Annotated in this window: 18 protein-coding genes; 5 read left to right on the top strand and 13 right to left on the bottom strand. The window is 41.6% G+C overall.

Features of this window, described 5'->3' with window-relative positions; all coding sequences use genetic code 11:
• Window positions 1–187: 187 nt before the first annotated feature.
• Window positions 188–1099 (bottom strand): AEC family transporter, encoded by a 912-nt coding sequence (locus BLR93_RS11960; RefSeq protein WP_093214836.1) that lies wholly within the window; start codon window positions 1097–1099, stop codon window positions 188–190.
• 248 nt (window positions 1100–1347) lie between these two features.
• Between BLR93_RS11960 and BLR93_RS11955 the strand changes: the two genes are divergently transcribed.
• The 3 genes from BLR93_RS11955 (at window position 1348) to BLR93_RS11945 (ending at window position 3822) form a co-directional block, all read left to right on the top strand.
• A complete protein-coding gene (locus BLR93_RS11955) occupies window positions 1348–2217 on the top strand; it encodes an alpha/beta hydrolase (RefSeq protein WP_093214833.1) in 870 nt (289 codons plus the stop codon).
• A 309-nt stretch (window positions 2218–2526) separates the two neighbouring features.
• Complete coding sequence (locus tag BLR93_RS11950; RefSeq protein WP_425440945.1) at window positions 2527–2856, top strand: ArsR/SmtB family transcription factor; 330 nt, start codon at window positions 2527–2529, stop codon at window positions 2854–2856.
• A 21-nt stretch (window positions 2857–2877) separates the two neighbouring features.
• Entirely contained in the window at window positions 2878–3822 is a 945-nt protein-coding gene (locus BLR93_RS11945; RefSeq protein ID WP_093214831.1) for a cation diffusion facilitator family transporter, read from the top strand.
• Between the two features lie 489 nt (window positions 3823–4311).
• Here BLR93_RS11945 and BLR93_RS11940 read toward each other — a convergent pair whose 3' ends face one another.
• The 7 genes from BLR93_RS11940 to BLR93_RS11910 all read right to left on the bottom strand — a co-directional run bounded on the left by BLR93_RS11940 (window position 4312) and on the right by BLR93_RS11910 (window position 14826).
• Window positions 4312–7161, bottom strand: coding sequence for a YhgE/Pip domain-containing protein (locus tag BLR93_RS11940; protein WP_093214828.1), 2850 nt, complete (start codon window positions 7159–7161; stop codon window positions 4312–4314).
• Complete coding sequence (locus BLR93_RS11935; RefSeq protein ID WP_093214826.1) at window positions 7158–7679, bottom strand: RrF2 family transcriptional regulator; 522 nt, start codon at window positions 7677–7679, stop codon at window positions 7158–7160. The genes BLR93_RS11940 and BLR93_RS11935 overlap by 4 nt, the downstream gene beginning before the upstream one ends.
• Before the next feature lie 183 nt (window positions 7680–7862).
• Entirely contained in the window at window positions 7863–10040 is a 2178-nt protein-coding gene (locus BLR93_RS11930) for an FUSC family protein (protein ID WP_093214823.1), read from the bottom strand.
• A 332-nt stretch (window positions 10041–10372) separates the two neighbouring features.
• Window positions 10373–12487: a heavy metal translocating P-type ATPase gene (locus BLR93_RS11925; RefSeq protein WP_093214821.1), complete on the bottom strand. Its 2115-nt coding sequence runs from the start codon at window positions 12485–12487 to the stop codon at window positions 10373–10375.
• Window positions 12477–12863: an ArsR/SmtB family transcription factor gene (locus BLR93_RS11920; RefSeq protein WP_093214818.1), complete on the bottom strand. Its 387-nt coding sequence runs from the start codon at window positions 12861–12863 to the stop codon at window positions 12477–12479. Before BLR93_RS11920 ends, BLR93_RS11925 begins: the two co-directional genes overlap by 11 nt.
• 454 nt (window positions 12864–13317) lie before the next feature.
• Window positions 13318–14430: a DUF1648 domain-containing protein gene (locus tag BLR93_RS11915; RefSeq protein ID WP_093214815.1), complete on the bottom strand. Its 1113-nt coding sequence runs from the start codon at window positions 14428–14430 to the stop codon at window positions 13318–13320.
• The gene (locus BLR93_RS11910; protein WP_093214813.1) at window positions 14431–14826 is read right to left on the bottom strand and encodes a GntR family transcriptional regulator; all 396 of its coding nucleotides are present in this window, start codon (window positions 14824–14826) and stop codon (window positions 14431–14433) included.
• Between the two features lie 322 nt (window positions 14827–15148).
• Between BLR93_RS11910 and BLR93_RS11905 the strand changes: the two genes are divergently transcribed.
• Complete coding sequence (locus BLR93_RS11905) at window positions 15149–15349, top strand: cold-shock protein (RefSeq protein ID WP_093214810.1); 201 nt, start codon at window positions 15149–15151, stop codon at window positions 15347–15349.
• A gap of 167 nt (window positions 15350–15516) precedes the next feature.
• On the opposite strand, the gene BLR93_RS11900 is transcribed toward BLR93_RS11905, so the two are convergent.
• Together BLR93_RS11900 and BLR93_RS11895 are read right to left on the bottom strand one after the other, a co-directional pair.
• Window positions 15517–15714: a hypothetical protein gene (locus BLR93_RS11900; protein WP_093214805.1), complete on the bottom strand. Its 198-nt coding sequence runs from the start codon at window positions 15712–15714 to the stop codon at window positions 15517–15519.
• A gap of 4 nt (window positions 15715–15718) precedes the next feature.
• The gene (locus BLR93_RS11895; RefSeq protein WP_175559340.1) at window positions 15719–16336 is read right to left on the bottom strand and encodes a sigma-70 family RNA polymerase sigma factor; all 618 of its coding nucleotides are present in this window, start codon (window positions 16334–16336) and stop codon (window positions 15719–15721) included.
• 208 nt (window positions 16337–16544) lie between these two features.
• On the opposite strand from BLR93_RS11895, the gene BLR93_RS11890 reads away from it, so the two are divergent.
• Window positions 16545–16703 carry a YvrJ family protein gene (locus tag BLR93_RS11890; RefSeq protein WP_093214799.1) on the top strand — a complete coding sequence of 53 codons (159 nt, stop codon included), beginning with the start codon at window positions 16545–16547 and terminating at the stop codon, window positions 16701–16703.
• Window positions 16704–16788: 85 nt separating this feature from the next.
• Here BLR93_RS11890 and BLR93_RS11885 read toward each other — a convergent pair whose 3' ends face one another.
• The 3 genes from BLR93_RS11885 to BLR93_RS11875 all read right to left on the bottom strand — a co-directional run bounded on the left by BLR93_RS11885 (window position 16789) and on the right by BLR93_RS11875 (window position 20200).
• The gene (locus BLR93_RS11885) at window positions 16789–17835 is read right to left on the bottom strand and encodes a DmpA family aminopeptidase (protein WP_093214796.1); all 1047 of its coding nucleotides are present in this window, start codon (window positions 17833–17835) and stop codon (window positions 16789–16791) included.
• A gap of 103 nt (window positions 17836–17938) precedes the next feature.
• A complete protein-coding gene (locus tag BLR93_RS11880; RefSeq protein WP_093214793.1) occupies window positions 17939–19417 on the bottom strand; it encodes a Na+/H+ antiporter NhaC family protein in 1479 nt (492 codons plus the stop codon).
• Between the two features lie 141 nt (window positions 19418–19558).
• Complete coding sequence (locus tag BLR93_RS11875) at window positions 19559–20200, bottom strand: methanogen output domain 1-containing protein (RefSeq protein WP_093214791.1); 642 nt, start codon at window positions 20198–20200, stop codon at window positions 19559–19561.
• Between the last annotated feature and the right edge of the window lie 68 nt (window positions 20201–20268).

Raw genomic sequence — 20268 nt, 5'->3', positions numbered from 1 at the left:
AAATCCCTCTCCCTTAATCTGGTTATAGTGTTTCTCTATTCAACTATACAATTTAAATATTAAGCCAGGGTAAAGGTTTTCCAAAAATAACAAAAACACTGCAATCGGCCTACTGAACTTTGTCGAACAATGGCTTTAACATAAATCATAAGTACTAAGTTTGTTTTTGTGTGTGATTTTGGCATCTTCACAATACTAGATTAGCAATTAACCACAATATTCCAAAACTAATAATAATCGTCATATTAGCAATCGTTCCGACAAATTTAGTATCATACCTGAATTCCACCGAATAAGCTAATGAGGTGGCGGCAGTCGGCAGGATAAGGGCAATCAACAGGGTGTATTTGAACATGTCTTCATACGGCAGCAGCCAAAACAAGGCAAACCCTATGATAATTCCCGATACATAACGGAAAGCCAAAAATTTCATAATTATTTTTAAGTTGCTTTTATCAAATTGCAGGTTTAAATATATTCCCAGAATGAGTAAGGATAACGGCATGTTTGCTTGAGCGATGGTACCTGCTACATCCAGCGCAAAACCAGGTAATTGCAGCCCTATCAAGTTAATGGTACAAACAAGAATATAGGTCATCAATGGGATAGATTGAAAAATTTTAGACGACATTGCTTTGAAATCCGGTTTAATATCCCCACTTGCAAAGTATGTTGCAATTACATAATTCAAACCAAAAATGACAAAAGCGTTCCCGGCATCAAACATGCCAAAGTATTTTAATCCTTCGCTTCCCCATATCCCTTCTACTAAAGGAAAGGCAAACAAACCGATATTAAAGCCAGGCAGCGTCATCAGCAGCATTCCTTTAGTGCGCTGATCCTCCTTCCGGAAGACGATAGCACCAATTGCAGCCATGAATCCACCATAAACAATCGCAATAATGACTAATAGAAATAATGATGGATCGATCACTATTTCGCTGAAGCTGACAATAAGTAAACAGGGAAGAGTGACGTTTAAGACAATGCGCGTCAGCCCTTCCCCCTCTCGTTCGCGGATAATATCAAATCTCTTTAGTATGTAACCTAGAACAATAATAGTAATTGAATATAAAAATTGCTGATTGAAGCTATCCATAGATGATTCTCCTCTGGTAGTTAAATTGATTTCTGATTCTTGGAGTATGAGTTAACTATATAACTAGCAAAAGGAAATTTGCAACTATCCTATTTAACGATACCCGCTTCCCAAAAGCTTTTTCGCATGTAGATGTAAGAATGAAATAGCCAAGTCGTTAGCAAAATTATGGAAATTGGGCCGTTCGAATCAAGGAATAAAGTATAGAGTATAGTAAAATAATATTAATTCACATCAGGAGGAACATCATGGAAAAACTTAAACATCACAAATATTCTTTTTTGCTATTTCTTCTATTATTTTTCATCATTATTAGCTCATTTACCTTCATTAACTCCAAACAAATCAGCTCCCAGGATAATTCGAAAATGATACCGACTGTATTTGTCCATGGCTTTAAAGGTGGTCCCGGCTCTTTCCGGACGATGCTTGATAGAATGGAAGCAAGTGTTCCGGACACAAAACGGATGGTTTTTCGAGTCAATGAGGAAGGGGAAGTCTCCATCAAAGGAAGATATTCCGGACAGTTAAATCCTTTCATTCAGGTAGTGTTTGAAAGGAATCGTGCCAGTTTAGCCAACCAAACCATTTGGCTGCAAAAGGTTATGGCAGAACTTCATGGGACGTATGGGTTTGAAAAAATAAATTTGATTGGACATTCAATGGGCGGATTAGCCTCTACAAATTTTCTGCTGACCAAATCAACAAAGGAATTCCCGATTGTGCAAAACTTGATTGTTATTGGCAGTCCCTTTCAAGGAATAACTGCGGAAAGATACTATTCAGCGAATAGCAGTGCCGCTGCCGTTGACCTACGGTTCCATTCAGACGCACTGCTATCAATGGAAGGCAAAAAGGACAACTTACCGGAGGAGGTAAATGTATTGGCGATAGCTGGAGTGATTAACAGCCAGCCAAGCCAAACGGATGGCCTCGTCGAGTTAGCAAGCGCGCTCGGAATCAAAGATCTTGTTCCGGCAGAACAATACACAGAGAAGGTGTTTTATGATTCAAAGGCTGGTCATTCAGATTTACATGAACATGTAGGAGTTGATCGGGCAGTCTCTGATTTTTTATGGTCTACTGAGAAGGTGGTAAGCGAAGGGGAAATCGACTAAGTCGTTTTTCCCTTTTTTTCTTCCCTATCTGTAAAGAAGTATGAGTCGCTTTAAATACAACCTGAAAAAAAATTTTTTTGTTTTTTTCAGGAAATGATCTGCAAGTGAAAACCGGGAAATAATTGGATTGGAAATCAACACAAAAAAATAGCGAGACAACACCAAGAAGTGATCACAAAACTACAGTACAGATGACATTAGTTAGTCTCTTTGACATTCATATTGAAAAAATATAAAATATGAATATATGCTAATATACACACATATTAATTATGCTTACATAAAATAATATCAGAAAGGGGTATTTTAGTGGATAAGCAATCAGAGCAATTTATAACAAATACCCATGAGAATATTGATGAGGAAACGCTATTCGTTGTTTCGCTAACTTTTAAAGCTTTAGGTGACCCAACGAGAATCAGAATTCTGCATTTATTATTTAACAAAGAACACTCTGTGAACGAAATTGCGGAAAAGTTGCAACTAAAACAATCAACAGTCTCCCACCAATTACGGTTTTTAAAAAACCTGCGGCTGGTAAAATACCGCAGGGCAGGAACTACGCTTTATTATACGCATGATGATGAACACGTCATTGGTCTTCTCAAACAGACGATTGAGCACGCGATGCATAGTTAAACCTGAAAGGAGGAATCGGCATTGGGACATAGTCACAGCCACGGCCATGATCACGGACACGGCACCAATAAAAAAGCTCTCTTGATCAGTTTTATCATTACCACAGGTTATATGATCATCGAAGCAATCGGAGGTCTGCTGACGAACAGCCTTGCTCTGCTTTCCGATGCTGGGCATATGTTAAGCGATTCCGTTTCTCTAGGAGTGGGAGTGCTGGCATTCATCCTTGGCGAAAAGGTTGCTAATTACAGCAAAACTTATGGGTATAAGCGCTTCGAAATATTGGCGGCACTTTTTAATGGAGTTACCCTCTCGTTAATTGCTGTTTATATCTTTTATGAAGCTTTTCAGCGCTTCCAGAACCCGCCGGAAGTTGCTTCTACCGGTATGCTGGTCATTGGAATAATTGGATTATTGGTCAATATTGCTGTCGCCTGGATATTAATGCGCGGAGACACAGAAGCCAACTTAAATTTAAGAGCTGCTTTTCTCCATGTTATTGGAGACTTGCTCGGCTCAGTGGGTGCCATTATTGCTGCGCTGCTCATTATATTTTTCAACTGGGGATGGGCCGATCCGCTCGCAAGTGTTATTGTCGCCATCTTAGTATTGATTAGCGGCATCCGTGTTACGAAAGATGCTTCCCACATATTAATGGAAGGGACCCCCAAAAATGTCGAACTCAGCGAGATTATTACTACTATTGAGGGAGTCACTGGTATCTTAAGTATCCATGATCTGCACGTTTGGAGTATTACCAGCGGGCAAAATGCTTTATCATGCCATGCCGTTGTCAATGACAACTTGTCAATAAACGAAAGCCAAAAATTACTGCGGGCCATAGAAGAGCAACTGAAACACAAAGGCATTGGCCATGTTACGGTTCAAATGGAAAATGGAGAGCATCCACATAAGGACACCTTGTTATGCCAGGAAAGCACCGGTACCTTTCAACACAAACATTAAAACGAGGTTGGGACATAACATATATCCACTTGCAAAGACCGAACGATAACAGCATAGGAAGGTTTAAAAGAAAACTTTTAAGCATTCGATTGATAACGAAATGGATAAACGTTAGTACTGCGCTACGCAAATACACCGCGGTCTCAAGTAAATAAGAAGCATTTGTGTACCGCTGAAAAAAATACGCAGACTTTCAGAGGAGGAAATCCACGGAGACTCCTGCGGGAGGAAAGGCCTCGGTGAGACCCCGCAGAGCGCAAGCTCGAGGAGGCTCACCAGCCGCCCGCGGAAAGCGTAGTGTATTTCCGTAGCAGTCGTCATGCAAGGTGAAAAGACAGCCCATCATCGCACTGTGTTCGTGGGTTATCTTCAGCATTCGAAATGAAAAATCGAACGAGCTCGAATCCTAAGGATTTCGAATCATCGTTCGATTTTTGCTTTGGCCACTATCCTTTTGTCCCAACCTCTTTTTATGAATTCAACCGTCAATCAGCCAGCGATGGCCTCCTTCTCGGCTGAACGCTTCATTTTTGTTGTTTTCACCGTGAAGAATACTATTATTCCCAACTGACAAATGACAAAGATGCTGAGGAGCACCAATAAGTCGGGGACAATAGACCCTCCCAGGGATATCGCCTGTCGATAAGCATCAATAGAATAGGTCATTGGCAAAAATGGGTGGATTGCCTGGAAAAACCAATTCGACAGTTCAATTGGAAATGTTCCTGCAGATCCGCCAAGCTGAAAGGTTAATAAAAGTAACATCAAAAACCGGCCAACATTTCCTAATACTATCGAGAAGAAGCTGATCAATGCCATGAAGGCAAATGAAGTAGTAATTGCTACAGCAAACAGCTCCCCTACACTATTCGGTTTCAGATCAAGTCCCCATATCATGATGCTGACCATGATTGTCGCCTGCAATACGGAAACTAACAATACAATGGAATATTTGCTAATCCACCATGCAAGCGCTGAAGTTGGTGTTGCGTTCGGTTTAAAAATCGGGAACAACAAACAAAAGATGACCGCTCCGACAAACAACGCCACCGACATCATATATGGTGCCAAACCATATCCGTAATTCGGTACGCTGGCAACTTCATCGTTCAACAGCTTTGTTGGAGAAGAAAACATAGCGGTATTGCTCTCACCGGTGTTCGTATTGTCGATTTCTTCTGCACCATCCTGCAGTTTATTGGCAAGTTCGCCAGCGCCGTTTGCCAGCTCAAAACCGCCATCCGCCATTTGGGCGGCACCGGACTCCAACTCTAAAGAGCCGTCATATAACGTTTCTATACCACCGTTTAATGAATTAATACCTGCCTTTAATTTCGGCAGTCCCTGGGCTAGCGTTTTTGCCCCACTTCTCAAATTCTGGCCATTGTCTGCCAATGTTTGTGATCCGCTTTGCAGGTCACTTCCTTTTTCTTCGAGTTTATCTGACCCGTTTGACAATTGTTCTCCCTGTTCATCGAGCTGCTGGGCCCCTGCTTTTAACTCAGAAGACCGGGCTGTCAGCTGTCCAGCTCCCGATTCTAAATTCGCCGCTCCATTATTGAGTTCATGGACGCCGGCTGTATAGCTCTGGATTCCTTCGTCCAACTCTTTCGCTCCATTTTGGAGGTCCGAGGTTCCTTGGGCAAGCCGAGAATTATTGGCAGCTAATTGATTAAGGCCTTCATTTAATGCCGAACTTCCTTCATGGGCATCTTGAAGGCTTTGATTCAATCGAACCACACCACCCTGCAATGTATCACTGTCAGCGTCACCTACGACTACTTTCTCTAGCTGCTGGTACCCTTCAGCAAGCTGTGCAACACCTTCAACAGCACCTGGAGCGGACTCACTGCCTTCAAGACTGGCAATCATGCTGTCCACCGCTATAGCCATGCTTTGCATTTTTTCATTAACAGCATTAAGCTGCTCTTTCATGCTGTCCACTATTGGCTGCATCGATTGCTTTTCTTGTGTGCTTTTCACTTCTTCGATTAATGTTTGTTTCTCCTCAGCAGTCAAGTCCAGCTGGCTGTTTTCAATCGTTTCGATAATTTCTGCATCATGATCTGCTTTTAGCGTATTTAATTGTTCGCTGATTTCCTGTCCAGCCTGATCCGTCTCAGCAGCTTCGATATTGCCTTTTAGTTCCTTCAAGCCGGCAGTAATTTCATTCAAACCTTGGATTAGCTGTTCACTGTTCGCCGAAGATGTCAGCAAGTTTTCAGCAAGTTCGTCAACTCGATCTTGTAATTGATTTCCGCTGTCTGCCAGTTGGCTTAGACCGCTGTCCAATTCGTTGCTGTTCTCTGCTGCTGATTGAGCACCTTGATCCAATTGATGGATGCCCGGACTTAAGGATTCCAGACCCTCTTCTAACTGTGCAGCACCTTCTACCAGCTGTGAACTGCGAGAAGCAAGCTCACTTGTCCCTTCTGCTTGCCGTTCAAGACCGTTCTCCATATTGCCTACACCGGAAGTATATTGGTCAAGGCCCTTATTCAGCTCGTTTACTCCCGCCGTGTACCTTTGAAGCCCATTATTGAGCGTTCCTACACCAGAAGCATAGTCCATGATGCCGCCATTCAGCTGACTAACCCCCGATGTGTATTCTTTTACTCCCTTGGCGAGTTCACTAGCCCCTTGGGCGGCTTCTCCTACATTTACCGCGATTTCTTCCGTACCATTTTTAGCAGATACCAAACCGTTTTCAAACGTAACAATACTGTCGGACAGCTTTTCAAGATTATCGCCAAGCTCTTGGCTGCCATCTTTCATGTCATCGGCGCCATCTGCCCCCTCTGCAAGCCCGTCGCCAATATTGTTAAGCTTCGTAAACATCGTATCTGCATATTCCCTTGTCACAGATTGGGCAATTTCTTTATTAATATCTTCTGCAGCCGAAGCACTGATTTTTTCCGCAATAAAGTTTTGCCCGCTGTTTGTATAATATTCCAAGTTCATCTCCTCGGGATCGGCAGCAAGGACTGTAGACGCGTTTTCCGAAAAATCTTCCGGAATGACGAGAACCATGTAATAATCACCGTCCTCCAGCCCTTTCATAGCTGATTGGCGGTCAGTAAATTGCCAAGCCAGGCTATTATCATCCTTCAAGCGGTCTACCAGCTCGTTCCCAAGCTGCAGCTTTTCTCCTTCGAAATCAGCCGCAACATCTTCATTGGCTACAGCCACAGGTAAATTTTCAACACTTCCATAAGGATCCCACATCGCATCGAGGAAAACACCAGCATACAATATCGGAATCAGCAAAAGTCCAAAGACGATGATTAACAGCTTCTTGCTATGGAACAGATTCTTCCATTCAGCTTTTAACATCTTCATTCCTTATTCCCCCAGTTGGCGGATTGCTGCAGTTTGAAAATATCTTGTTTTCCCATCTCTTTATTCCAATCAACCAAACGAAAATCACTAGTGCCGATTGTTTGTTCTAATACGGCTTTCAGTGATACCGTCCCCAGTTTGTCCCGGTAACTCATTTGGGCTTCTAAAAAAATATCTATAAATAATTCTTCCCCTTTTACAGCCAGTTTGGTTTCCGGAAAAACGCTTTGTATCAATCCATCCACCTGTAAATAAGGGTCTGTTCCTTCTATTGCATCCAATATATCAAGCATCGTAATCTCTTCGACAGGCCTTGCCAGCGAAAATCCTCCCTGATTACCAGAGACAGATGTTATCAAACGGTTGACAACCAGCTTTCTCATCACCTTTTTCAAGTAGGAGGGAGACACATTCAGCCGGCTGCTGATAATATCACTTTTTACAGGCTGCTCCTCGTTCTGGGTTGCTAGCATAACCAGGATGCTCACCGCCTGCTCCACACCACTTTTGATTTTCAAAGGATCATCTTCTTTCTTTATGGTTTTTAATTATCCATAATGGATAAAAATTGTCTATAAAGAATCATACTCCTCTCGCCGTAAAAAAACAAGGATAAAATACGTACTATGAGTTTCTATTACTGGTTTCCTTAAGGAACAATAAAAAAAGCAGCAACCTGCTACTATTTAGCGATTGCTGCTTTATTTCTCTTCTGCACCCAATTCCAAGCTTAGAACAACAATGGATTGATTGATCCTCCAAATATAATACACATGATGAATAAGGTCTCCCTGTGCCTGCTTCCTGCTTGGCGCCAGCCGTTCAATCCGTTCTCTTTCTTCACTTAAGTTATAGATAACTGCCTCTTGCTGCCTTCCTTTTAGAAGTTCACCAAGCGTTTCTATATTGTGGGCTAATTTTGCTTCCATTTGTTTAAAATCTTCTATTAACTCATCAGGATAAATAAACTTTTTTTGATAAGAGGAAGCAATTAAATGTTTCGCATAATAATTAATTGCAGTGAAAATCGTAATCCAGCGCGAGAGATTGGCATTATTAAAGGTTCCAGGCCGCTGTAAAAGTGACTGGGCATCATCTCTGACTGCCTGTAATTTTTGATCCAAATTGAAGGCATTGTCAGCAAAGCTTTTTACATCGACATCTTCTCTGAATCGTTTTACATAGTCAATTACAAATGGTTTAAGCTCTTTTAGGTATTCATCAAACGATTCAGCAACTTTATCTCTTGTTTTTTTCGGGAAAACTACAGCGGAAACGCCAAGTGCTATGGCAGCGCCTGCGATTGTGTCGATAACTCTCGCGCCCATCAACGTTAAACTGATACCTCCCAGCAAAATATCATACAAAAAAGCGATAAGCATCGTGATAAATAGACTCATCAATGTATAGGAAACTGCAAAAAGATAAAAAGCTAAAAAGACAACACAAAATAACAAAGTAACTTCAAGCACGGAGTGTCCGGAAAGAAGATTTGCCAGCAAGAACCCGATCACAGCACCAAAAATCGTACCCAGCGAACGCTGAAACCCTTTAATATATGTCCTTCCAACTGAATCTGTACCTAACTGGATAATGAAAGACGTCAACAATATCCAATAAGGTTGAACAGGCGAGATCAAATAACCGGCAAAAATAGCGATGGTTCCTGTTACGAGAGATTGTAATGCCTTTCTCGTTGATGGCTTCATTCCCTCCTGTAGGGCTTCCTCTTCATCCGACTCGTCCTCTTCCTGGTTTTCATCGTTCACCCTATCCGAATCGTAATCGCTGCCGGATAGTAAAGACTGTTGAATCGTCGTCCCTCCCTTAATGACATGATTGGCGATTGACTCAATCCGCCTAATTAAAAAGAGCCATCCGGCTGGCTCCGCCTGCTTTTCAAGCAGCTCTGATAATAACAAACGAATTGCCTGAACGGCGTGAGCCGCTTCTTCTAAATTTTTCTGTTCGTAGCCTTGGGCCAGCACTTCCGCATCACGCAGGGAGCGGACGATCCAAATAAGCAGACGGCGGATCTCCACAGCTTCCAAAGCTTCTGCCTTCTTCAACCTTTGAATCGAATCACCAAGTGTTTCTACAAGCATTGCCGCATCAAAAACATAAAGTCTTACCTGGGTTGAGTCCAAACCAGGCCACACCTTTTTAACGTCCTGGGCATTTAAATCCTCGGAAACATTACGAGCATATTCACCAAGCAAATGAACATTCTTTTCCAGACTCTTCATCCGCTTTTTGCTTGTATCCAGTTCTTCAATGATTCTTATTAAAATATTAAAGGTAAGATTGGCTTGAATGTGAAAGGAGCGCATGCTCTTCTTCAACACCTGGGCTGAGTCTTTAAAAACGATGAAATTATAAATAAAAGCATAAAAAACCCCAATGAGTATTCCTAAGTAAAACCACAGAAACTGGTCAGGAGATAACTTTAGAAAGGAAGAAAAATAAACAGTCATAAAGCCAATCATGCCTAAGGAAAAATAGCGGCTACCAAAACGCGAAAAATAAAAGGCACTAAAAATAACGAGAATCATCAAGGTCCCTACATAATAAGCGTTCCCTGCCAGCAGACTTCCCAGAGAAACGCCGATTATCGCTGAGACACCGAGCAATAACGTAGTAACCTGCTTTTTCTGTTTTGTATCATCCATGACCGTCATAATTCCCAGCATGCCAACAATACCGGCTATAAGTACAGGAGTGAATAATGGATTCCCGGTAACCCTTAATATAAAAAGCATGGTAAAAACAGATGAAATCAAACTAATCGTAGCCTTTCCAGCCTGCTGGAACCTCTTCCTTCCCGGGTCAGAAGCTAAAAATCTTCCGAGCCAATGATGTTTTATATGTAAATGTTTCATTATCGTAATCAACCCTTTTCTAAGCCTCTGTTTATCCTTTGTTTTTATGCTTGGTCTATTCCCTTATGTTAAGTGCCTTAGCCTCCCAATTCAACTTTTCTGCCAAAAATACAGTATGATACATCCGCTTTAAGCTATCTCTGTACCAACCCTATCTGTATAAGCTGTTCAGCTAACAGCTGCCAGCTCATCCGTACCGTTACTCCAATTGCCATATACTCGTCCATCAGCATTACATTAATTTAGATTACTTTCCTTCTCATTTTTATTTCTCCAATATTTTACGGAAAGCTAAAGCCAGCAGTCCATCTCTGCTGGCTTCTTTCATTTTACTAATCACTATATTTAGCCTTTATTAAGCGCAATGAATTCAGTACCACTATTAGCGTGGCACCCATATCGGCAAAAATCGCCAGCCACAGTGTCAGCCAGCCGGGGATTAGCAGTAATAGAGCCAAAAGCTTCAGTCCCAGGGCAAAAGCAACATTTTGTTTAATGACTGCTAACGTTTTTCTGCTTAATGCAATGGTATATGGCAGTTTATCCAAATCATCAGCCATAAATGCTATATCAGCAGTCTCTAATGCTGTATCTGTCCCTGCTCCCCCCATGGCAATTCCTACGTTTGCAGAAGCCAGGGCTGGAGCGTCATTAACGCCATCGCCTATCATGGCTGTTTTGCCATAGCTTTCCCGGAGCTTTTTAATAACCTGAAGCTTATCCTCCGGCATCAAATCAGCTTGCACTTCGCTTAGGCCAAGCTCGCTGCCTATCGCTCTGCCAGTGAACTGGTTGTCTCCCGTGAGCATGACTGTTTTAGTAATTCCTAGTTCGTACAATTTTTCTATAATGGAGAGGCTCCCTTTGCGCACTTGATCCGCTGCTGCAATCAATCCTTTTATCTCCTGGTTTGTTCCCAAGAGGGAAACCGTTTTTCCTTGCAGCTGAAGATCGTCGATTTTCGTTTGTATGTTGTCAGGTATAGAAAACATTCCTGTGAAAAGGCTAGGTTTCCCAATATAAAAAAGGGTGTTGCCAACGATAGCTTGGGCACCTTGCCCGGTCATGGATTGAAAATCTTCGACCTTGTATCCTGCTGTGTCTTCCTTTCCGGCTTTCCGCAAAATAGCGGCAGCTAGCGGATGTTGGGAATGTGTTTCCAATGCCGCAGAAATAGATAATATAGCCTGCTCATCCAAGTTAGAAAAGGACAGGATGTCTGTTACTTCCGGTTTTCCCTTTGTAAGAGTTCCTGTTTTGTCAAATGCGATCACTTTTAAGCGTCCAGTCTCCTCCAGATGGATACCGCCCTTGATAAGCACCCCTTTGCGAGCAGCATTGCCGATCGCAGTTACAATTGCCACCGGGGTAGAGATAACTAACGCACAAGGACATCCAACTACAAGGACCGCTAATCCATTGTAAACAGACGAGCCCAAGCTGGCATCATAGAATAACGGTGGTATAACTGCGACTAATAAAGAAATGAGCAGGATTGCCGGTGTATAATACTTTGCAAATTTATCTACAAATTGCTGGGATGGCGCACGCTCTGCCTGGGCTTCTTCTACTAAGTGGATTACTTGGGCAATGGTGGTATCCTCAGCTAATTTCGTTACGCGTACTTCCAAATATCCTTCTTGATTCAAAGTACCTGCAAACACCTCATCTCCTGAACTTTTTAGAACAGGAATCGATTCCCCTGTGATTTCTGCCTGGTTGATGGAAGACTGCCCAAGGATAACCTCACCGTCCATGGCAATCTTCTGCCCGGGCTTCACTATTAGAGTATCGTCTATCCGCACATCCTCGACATCCATTTCCAGTAACTCGTTTTCTCGTTTTATGGTAGCACGGTTAGGAGCAATACCCATCAGTATGCGGATGGACTGGCGGGCTTTATCCATCGAGTAACCTTCCAATGCTTCGCTCAATGCAAACAAGAAGACAACTACAGCAGCCTCGGCCCACTCTCCAATAATTGCTGCACCAATAACTGCTATAGTCATTAATGTTTTCATATCAAAATGAAGCTTTGCCAGGTTTTTCAACCCTTCCTTAAACAAACCATAGCCGCCAATCAAAATGGAGGATAAAAATACCCCAATCGTTACGGGACTATTTTCACCGGCCGAAAAATAAAAACCATAGCCAGCAAAGACCAAAAGTAATGCTATTGTGGTCTGAAGATTTTCCCGCTTGCTCCACATAGACTCCTTGCTTTCCGTCTGCCTTTGCCTTTCCGGCAATACTTTTATACCATCAAAAGCACCCGCCTGTTCCAACTGGCTTATCGACGCTTTTCCAATCACTTTCATTTTAGAAGCACCAAAATTCAGCTCTACATCTTCTACTGACTCAATAGACCGGATATTTTTTTCGAATTTAGCCGCACAGTTGGTGCAGGACAACCCTTGCAGCCTGTAAACGTTCGAATTATTTTCCATCGGAAACACCTGCTTCCTGATGAGTTAACGCTATCGAAACCAATTGGCGGATATGTTCGTCTGCCAATGAATAAAACACAAGCTTTCCCTCTTTTCGATACTTCGCCAGCCCCATATTGCGCAGAAGCCGTAAATGATGGGAGGCTGTGGCAGTAGTACACCCGATAATATTAGCCACATCACATACACACAGCTCGGAGTCTAACGTAAGAGCGTACGCTATCTTTACTCTGGTAGCATCGGACAATGCCTTAAACGTAAGCTCCATTCCGTTGGCTTTTTCTATTTGCGGCTGGATCCGATTTACTTTTTCTTCATCAAAACAGAAAGTACTGCATGTTTCAGGCGACCTATGGGCAACTATATTTTCACTCACTTATATCCCCTCATTCAAATGATTGTTTGATTATTTTCTCCAGTGTATGTTAAATAACTTCATCGTGTCAATATTATTACTCAAACATCCATTAGAATGTTATGGCGACAAACTACGCTAAGGAAATACACTACGCTTTCCGCGGACGGCTGGTTAGCCTGCTCTACGAGGTCTCACCGAGGCCTTTCCTACCGCAGGAGTCTCCGTGGATTTCCTCCGCTGAAAGTCTACGTACGGTTTTCAACCAATAAAACTGCTTAAGATTTACTTGAGATCGCGGGCGTCATGCAAGGGATGAACAGCCTATCAGGGCAGGCATACAAGGAAAAAATAGTGTTGTCACTGGGTCCGCAGGTGTTAAAAAAATCGAACGAGTTCGAATCCTAGGGACTTCGAATCATCGTTCGATTTTTGCTTTGGCCGCTATCCTTTTATCCGGACCTCTTTCTCTTTATTATTCTCCCAAAAGCATAGGAATAGCAATGGCAAGTAAGACAATCAGGACAAGGACCGTCCAGGCAAGTGGACGGGCAAAATTGATGGTCCATCCAATTCCAAATCGCTTCTCCAGAAACAATGCCGGATCCTTCTTATTATAATAAATCTGTCCCAGCTTCCAATACCGATCATCATCACGGTCGATTACTTCCCCTTTGCTGTCTATGCCTGTATTAATCCTGCTTCCTCCCTGCCCCGTGTTAAAGGAAAGGATGATCGCACCTACAATGACACCACCGCTGAAAATCAAAGGAATTATCGTTAGTAATTGTGAATTCACCGGAAAGATAAACGAGATTTGGATGAATGAAAACATCAAAGTTAAAGCTGTGCCCGTCAAGATGATGAATGCCGACCACCGCCTGCGGAACTGCACATTCTGCTCAATCGATTTAGCAGGATTTGCCGAACTCGTTTGCTGCTTCGCGTTTGCAATCATTGTATTTATAAATAAGAATAACAGGGTCAAATAAATTTGCATAACCGGCATAATCATTACCGACCGATACGATTTGTCTGACCAGTTGGTAACTTCTCCGTTAAAGTTATATTGCATGGGAATTCGATTCGGAATATTTTCATAAAAAACGAAAGTGGTGATCAATGTTGCAAATGAAATTATAAAGGAGACGATAAACCAAAGGTTCGAAAAAATTAGCTTTTTCTCTCGAAATTGTAAATCTACTGTCACCTGCTGCTGCCTTTGTTCTGTCCACCCTTTTTGAGCCTTCAGCTTTTTCATCTTCTTATGAAACACGAAGTAAACAATAAAAGCAGTGGTCATATAAAAGACAATACTCACAGAAAAACTCAGGCTCACTCTCTCCGTGCTGCCCCCCAGCCATGGAACCAAAAGAAAGAAACCGGCAATAACCATTAAACTTAAAGCACCCGTTATGGACACATATTGTTTACGCATTTCCTTTAACAATGGATCCTGATAAATATCTTCAGGGATATACACACCAAAGCTTTCCGTCTTTCTTGTTATAAAAGGAGTAAACATACTAATGATAAAAATTGGTACCATAATAATAATAAAAATTATCATAGTCATTGAAGTGTTCATCTATCTCCATCCCCCCTCGTTTGTCAGCTGGCCAAACAGCTTTTGGCAAAGCGTTGTAAATTCCTTTTCGGTAATCCCTTTGCAAAAGGACTCTGCTACCAAAGGACTTAACACTCGTTCCAACGATTCTCTGTATTGCTCATCGGCAGCCGGGATTCCTTCAGGGTTAATAACGACGCCCTTTTGCCGGTGGATAAGAATAAATCCCTGTTGTTTTAACTGCTGATAAGCCTTATTCACCGTATGAAGATTTATGCCTAAGTCTGCTGCCAGCCTTCTTACAGACGGCAAACCATCGCCAGGCCTCATTTCATTTCTGGCAATACTGGCAATAATTTGATTTTTTAATTGGGTGTAAATGGGATCATCAGATTGCAAATCAATATTTATAAACACAATGGAGCCACATCCTTTCTCCTCACAATTTGTAATAACTGTTATATATATAGTATAACAGTTATTACAAATTAACAAGCTACTTCTTTGTATTTTTGAACTTTTTTTATATAAATCTGCTTACAAAATGGCTTAAAAACAACATATCCGCCTTTATACCTATATCTTCTCAAAAAAACGTATGGTATAGTTATATTAATTATTGTTGTTCGGTAATATTGTAATGAAAGAAGAAAAAGCTTTTGAGCGATTATCGTCTTGAATGATCTTATAGAGCAAGAATAGTAATTTAATTGTGCTAAAAGCACTTGGAGGAATACACATGAATAATGGTACAGTAAAATGGTTTAACGCAGACAAAGGTTTCGGTTTCATCGAAGTTGAAGGTGGAGACGACGTATTTGTTCACTTCTCAGCTATTCAAGGCGAAGGCTTTAAATCTTTGGACGAAGGTCAAGCAGTAAACTTTGACATCGAAGAAGGCAACCGTGGACCACAGGCTGCTAACGTTGTAAAAGCGTAACTTTAGTTATTAAGAAAAAACCTTTCCATCATTGGAAAGGTTTTTTCTATTTATAAATCAATTTTCCTGTGAGGTATTGATTTATTACACATAATTTTTTAAAAGAAAAGTTCTTACCTTTGTTAAAGCACAGTAAAAAAGTGAACACAAAAACCACGTTTATTTTCTTAATCAAAGGATTTTTTAAATTCCCAAAACCCCGGCGTGTCCTTTATTACCCCTTTTGTCACTATCTCGATGATTTTTAATTTGATTTCCTGTTCTAAATCATCTCTCTCTTGAGAGGAAGTATTGGCGATTGATTTTCTTATCTTCGGTTCCATCTGTATGATTATTTCGGTTAGTCTTCGCTCTTGTTGTTTCATCTTCTTATCCTCCTTTATAATAGTTCTTTATTTTCTCAATAGCACGTTTATGGATTTTCGATATATTTTGAGGAGATGTATTTTTTAATAAAGCTATCTCCTTATTTTTTAATTGATCTACATAAATCAGTTGGAGAATCTCTTTTTGCATAGGGCTTAATTCTTGTAAAGCATAAAATAATTCTTCATCCTGGATATGATCTTCCAATTTAGCGCTGTAGCTAACGACCTCTTCAAAAATTTCAGCAGCATCACTGGCCAAAACATCCACAAACTCATCACCATTAGACTCGGCAGTATTATCAGCCAGCGGCTGGTTTAGGATAGTTAAATAGGTTTCTTTTTGTTTACGAATACTTTTGTCAAAATTAATAGAGTTGAAATAAATTAAATTCGACAAATATTTGGTCATCCTGGCTTGTTGATAATGGTCATGAAACTTAGCATCTAGTTTATTGCGGCTTTCCTGATCGTTTTCGATAAGGGCATTCTTCAAAAGCACCCTGTTCTCATGCTTAGAGAAAAAAGATTTTACAATTGGCTGATTTACAAAGTCCTGGTTTTTTTGATAGAAGTCTTTTATTACATTATTATTTTCCTCTAGGAAGCAATCATATTCCATAAGTGAACCCCCTCCTACTATGTAAAGAGCAATAAGAAGAGAAAAGTAAACTATTTTATCCAAAAATAAGAACATATGTTCTTATTTTTTGTAATTATATCGCAACATTTGTTCCTGTTTCTAGGGTAAATGTAACCAATTTCCGCCAGTTTATATTTTCTTTTCAACTACTCTTTAAAAATAGAGGGAACAGGAGAGGGGGGATAAAATGGAAGAGACCGCTAGTAATGCATTGGTTACTCTTTTAGGAAACCATGGTTTTCCTGTAGTCTTGGCTATGTATTTATTAATAAGGTTTGAGAAAAAGATTTCTGATTTATCTGTTGCCATTCAAAAACTTAGCAATGTAATAACTAATAATAAGTAGAATCCATCAGCTTTATATTACTGCAAATACAAAGAATCCATTTTGGATTTATCCAAAATGGATTCTCTTTTTTGCTCTCTAGTTTTCACAGGAGATCGTCGATGTACTTTCGTAAAGAGTATAACGTATGGCCGTCTCTTCCTTTCACGGTATTAGCAGTGATCATCGAATTGAGTACAGCTTCTTCCGTTGCATCAGCAACCGCTGTGAATGCCTGATCGATATCATCCTCGTGGATCGCTGTAAGGGAAACCAGGTCTTGGGCTGGGTCATGGCTAACCTTATTTGCGGTTGAGAAACCAATAACAATATCGCCACTTCCATTCCCAATATAAGAGCCCGTTCGGCTAAGGCCAACTCCAGCTCGCTTGATCACTCGTTTTAATTGACGGGACGTCACCGGCAAATCCGTGGCAACCAAAACTATTACAGACCCCTTATCAGGTTCACTGCTATTGTCGGGCAGCTTGTTTCTTATTTTTTCTCCGGCATGAATGCCATTTATACGCAGGTTCTCCAACACTCCAAAATTAGTGAGCGTAAGTACGCCGATCGTGTAAGCTCCATGAGGGAATTGGATAACTCGAGAGGAAGAACCAATTCCGCCTTTTAATCCAAAGCATTTCATACCAGTTCCCGCACCAACTCCCCCTTCCTCAAAATCATCCGCAGCGGTCTCTAATGCTTCCAAGACATGGTCCTCCCGAATAGCCAATTCACGAATATCATTGAGAAACATGTCATTACACTCGCCAATAACAGGATTGACCGTTCCGGTCGTCCTGCCAATTTGCCCGTTTTTGTCTAGCATATATGTGATTAAACTGTTCGTACATGTTCCGATACTTAACGTGTTTGTCAACAATATTGGCGTTTCAATTGTCCCCAGTTCTTCTATTTGCAGCAAACCTATCGATTTACCAAAACCGTTAAACACATGCGCCGCACTCACTACTTTCTGTTCAAAAATATTTCCGCTATGGGGATGTAACGCTGTAACCCCTGTATTTACCACTCCATTACTGATGGTTGAATGTCCGATTTTAACGCCGCTTACATCCGTTATCTTATTTAACCTGCCTGTATTCAATTCACCTATACGAACGCCATAATCTCTTATTCTTGTCTGCACCGGGGCTCTCCCTCCTGTCACCCTATTTTCCCTTTAAAAATAACTCCCTCATCCAACGGTTCGAATGAGAGAGTTAACGATAAATTATTAGCGTATTTCCATGTTAGTCACGCGGAGCTTCTTTTAATTCTTCTCCATTTTTTCCTTCATAACGCAGTCCCCAGCCAGTAAGTGCTGCAATCAGCATAACAATTACTAAGAACCAGCCTTGGAAGACAAACGGAAATACAGAAGTAGGAGCTACCACTGGCAGCCACTCATAGGTATCCTGCATAAGTTGTATCGTAGACCAGCCTAATAGGACTGGAGCTCCCCATGGAAAAATATAACCAAGGGCCGAGGTAACTGCATCCAGCATATTCGCCCGCCTGTAACGGTGTATCCGGTATTTTTCCCCTAACTCTCTTACAAAAGGAGCTGCTGCTATTTCTGCCGCAGTATTAATCGTAATAGCGCTATTCAATAGAGCAACAATGCCCCAGATAGCGAACTCGGCACGTCGAATAGATGACTTTATCCACTTAACAAGTCCATTTGTGATTACTTCCATCGTGCCTCCTAATCGCAGCAAATGAGCTGCTGCTACAATTAACAGAATCAGGATCGCCATATTCACATACCCGGTAATCCCCGAAACAAGAGCTCCTTCTACAATTGCATCCGAATCAGGATTAAATCGAATAATATCACTAAAGCTCCCTAAACTTAATATAAGAATAAGCGGAATAGAAGAAAGAATACCCCATGTTAAAGATGTAATTAAATGATGGCCTGATAATGCCAGAATTAATACTAGAGCAAACGGCAGCAGCATCATTAACCCTTTCGGATTTGCAGACTCAAGCATAGCCGTTTGGGCAGCCTCGTCAGCCGACACACTACCTGCCCCTCCGCCAAAGACAGCAAAAAGAATTGTTGTTGGAATAGCAGCCACGATTGCATACTTGAACCGACTGCGTACAACCCCAGGTACATCTGCATCCTGAGTCGTAGCCGAAACAATCGTTGTATCTGACACAGGGGCCAGGTTATCACCAAATACAGCACCCGCTAATATCGCGGCAAACAGCATGACAGGTTCAGCCTCTGTAGCAATCCCAGCTGGGTACATCAATGTACAGAAAGCTACTGTTGTGCCATAACCCGTGCCGACTGCAGTTGAAAAAACCGCTGCCAGCAAAAACGTTAATGCTACAAACATGCCGCCTGTCAGACCTGTGATCGCTCCAATCCAAACCAGCCCTTCTACAAGTCCGCCAACTTGGAGAACCTGCGCAAACATTCCTGCATAAAACCAAGCTACCATGGCAATTACCCCGATTGGCTGGGCCAAGCCATCAAACAGTCCTTGGGCATAGTCTCCCCATTTACTTTTACTAAACAACAGTCCTAATGTTAATCCAATAACTGCTCCCATTACCAAGCCGATTTCTGAAGACAGCTGCAGTACACTTGTTGTGATTGCCCAAATAACAAAAAACAGCAACGGTACCGCCGCTCCAAAAGCCCCCGCGCGGAATTCCAGCTGTTGTATCTGCTTACTGCCTGTTACACGTGCTAGTTCTTCGGCATCTTTTGCCATTTTTCCCCCTCCTCATTCAATCAAAAAACATAGAATAAGCTTGTCGTTCCCAATGCCCACTTACACTATGTCTAAGCTTCTCTCTGAAGCACATTTTATCATATTCTTATTAAGAGGAGGGAAGGAAAATGAAAGAAATGTCTAACTATTGTTTTCCATTTTCACTTGTTTTCTTAAATCCTCTAATTCATCTACAAGCGAATTAATCATCTTATCGCTTTTTTCCAATTCTGCATGTAATGCCTCAATCGTTTCCTGTTCCCACTCAAAAGGATTTCCCTGCTTCGGCGTAACCGGCAAGTCCTTATATTCATCGCCCTCTTCTTTATCCGTAGGCTGGAAATAAATCGCCACTTCACAACCAGCATGCCCTAAGGCTATTCTTTTTCGAAGGTTCACTTTTCCGTATCCAAACCTTCGGGCTGCAATACCGCCAAACACACTCGAGGTCATATTGCAAAGATGTGGAGCATCCTGGACAACATCCCCAAATGGACATCCTGTCGCTTTAACGATGACATGATCAGGATGCACTTCGGATATAGAAAAATGGCCGCCGATAGAATTCTTTAAATCGACAATAACTTCCGCATACTGGTCTGGCGTCCAGTTTAATTCTTTACTTTCATCGTAAAAGGACTCTATCCATTCCCCCGCCCTGATGCCAATTTGGCGTATGTATTCCTGTGCACCATTGCCAACAGTTTTAGAATGTAACTGTGCATACTGGGTAATCAGCTTGGACAAAAAAACGGTGCCTGTTAAACTTGAAGTCTCTGTCATATCGTCACCCTCCAATTAATCTTATAAAGCCGTAAACTAACAATATCTGCAAACTACTCCGAACCGAT

Source organism: Sediminibacillus albus, assembly GCF_900101125.1.
GTDB lineage: Bacteria > Bacillota > Bacilli > Bacillales > Amphibacillaceae > Sediminibacillus > Sediminibacillus albus.
Note: the sequence above shows the minus strand (reverse complement) of the source record. Positions and strands in the feature narration are given on the sequence as shown.

Bases quoted from the DNA above. Each gene is read 5' to 3' on its own strand.
- BLR93_RS11960 (WP_093214836.1), bottom strand. From the start codon at position 1,099: ATGGATAGCTTCAATCAGCAATTTTTATATTCAATTACTATTATTGTT.
- BLR93_RS11955 (WP_093214833.1), top strand. From the start codon at position 1,348: ATGGAAAAACTTAAACATCACAAATATTCTTTTTTGCTATTTCTTCTA.
- BLR93_RS11940 (WP_093214828.1), bottom strand. From the start codon at position 7,161: ATGAAGATGTTAAAAGCTGAATGGAAGAATCTGTTCCATAGCAAGAAG.
- BLR93_RS11930 (WP_093214823.1), bottom strand. From the start codon at position 10,040: ATGAAACATTTACATATAAAACATCATTGGCTCGGAAGATTTTTAGCT.
- BLR93_RS11925 (WP_093214821.1), bottom strand. From the start codon at position 12,487: ATGGAAAATAATTCGAACGTTTACAGGCTGCAAGGGTTGTCCTGCACC.
- BLR93_RS11915 (WP_093214815.1), bottom strand. From the start codon at position 14,430: ATGAACACTTCAATGACTATGATAATTTTTATTATTATTATGGTACCA.
- BLR93_RS11905 (WP_093214810.1), top strand. From the start codon at position 15,149: ATGAATAATGGTACAGTAAAATGGTTTAACGCAGACAAAGGTTTCGGT.
- BLR93_RS11900 (WP_093214805.1), bottom strand. From the start codon at position 15,714: ATGAAACAACAAGAGCGAAGACTAACCGAAATAATCATACAGATGGAA.
- BLR93_RS11895 (WP_175559340.1), bottom strand. From the start codon at position 16,336: ATGGAATATGATTGCTTCCTAGAGGAAAATAATAATGTAATAAAAGAC.
- BLR93_RS11890 (WP_093214799.1), top strand. From the start codon at position 16,545: ATGGAAGAGACCGCTAGTAATGCATTGGTTACTCTTTTAGGAAACCAT.
- BLR93_RS11880 (WP_093214793.1), bottom strand. From the start codon at position 19,417: ATGGCAAAAGATGCCGAAGAACTAGCACGTGTAACAGGCAGTAAGCAG.
- BLR93_RS11875 (WP_093214791.1), bottom strand. From the start codon at position 20,200: ATGACAGAGACTTCAAGTTTAACAGGCACCGTTTTTTTGTCCAAGCTG.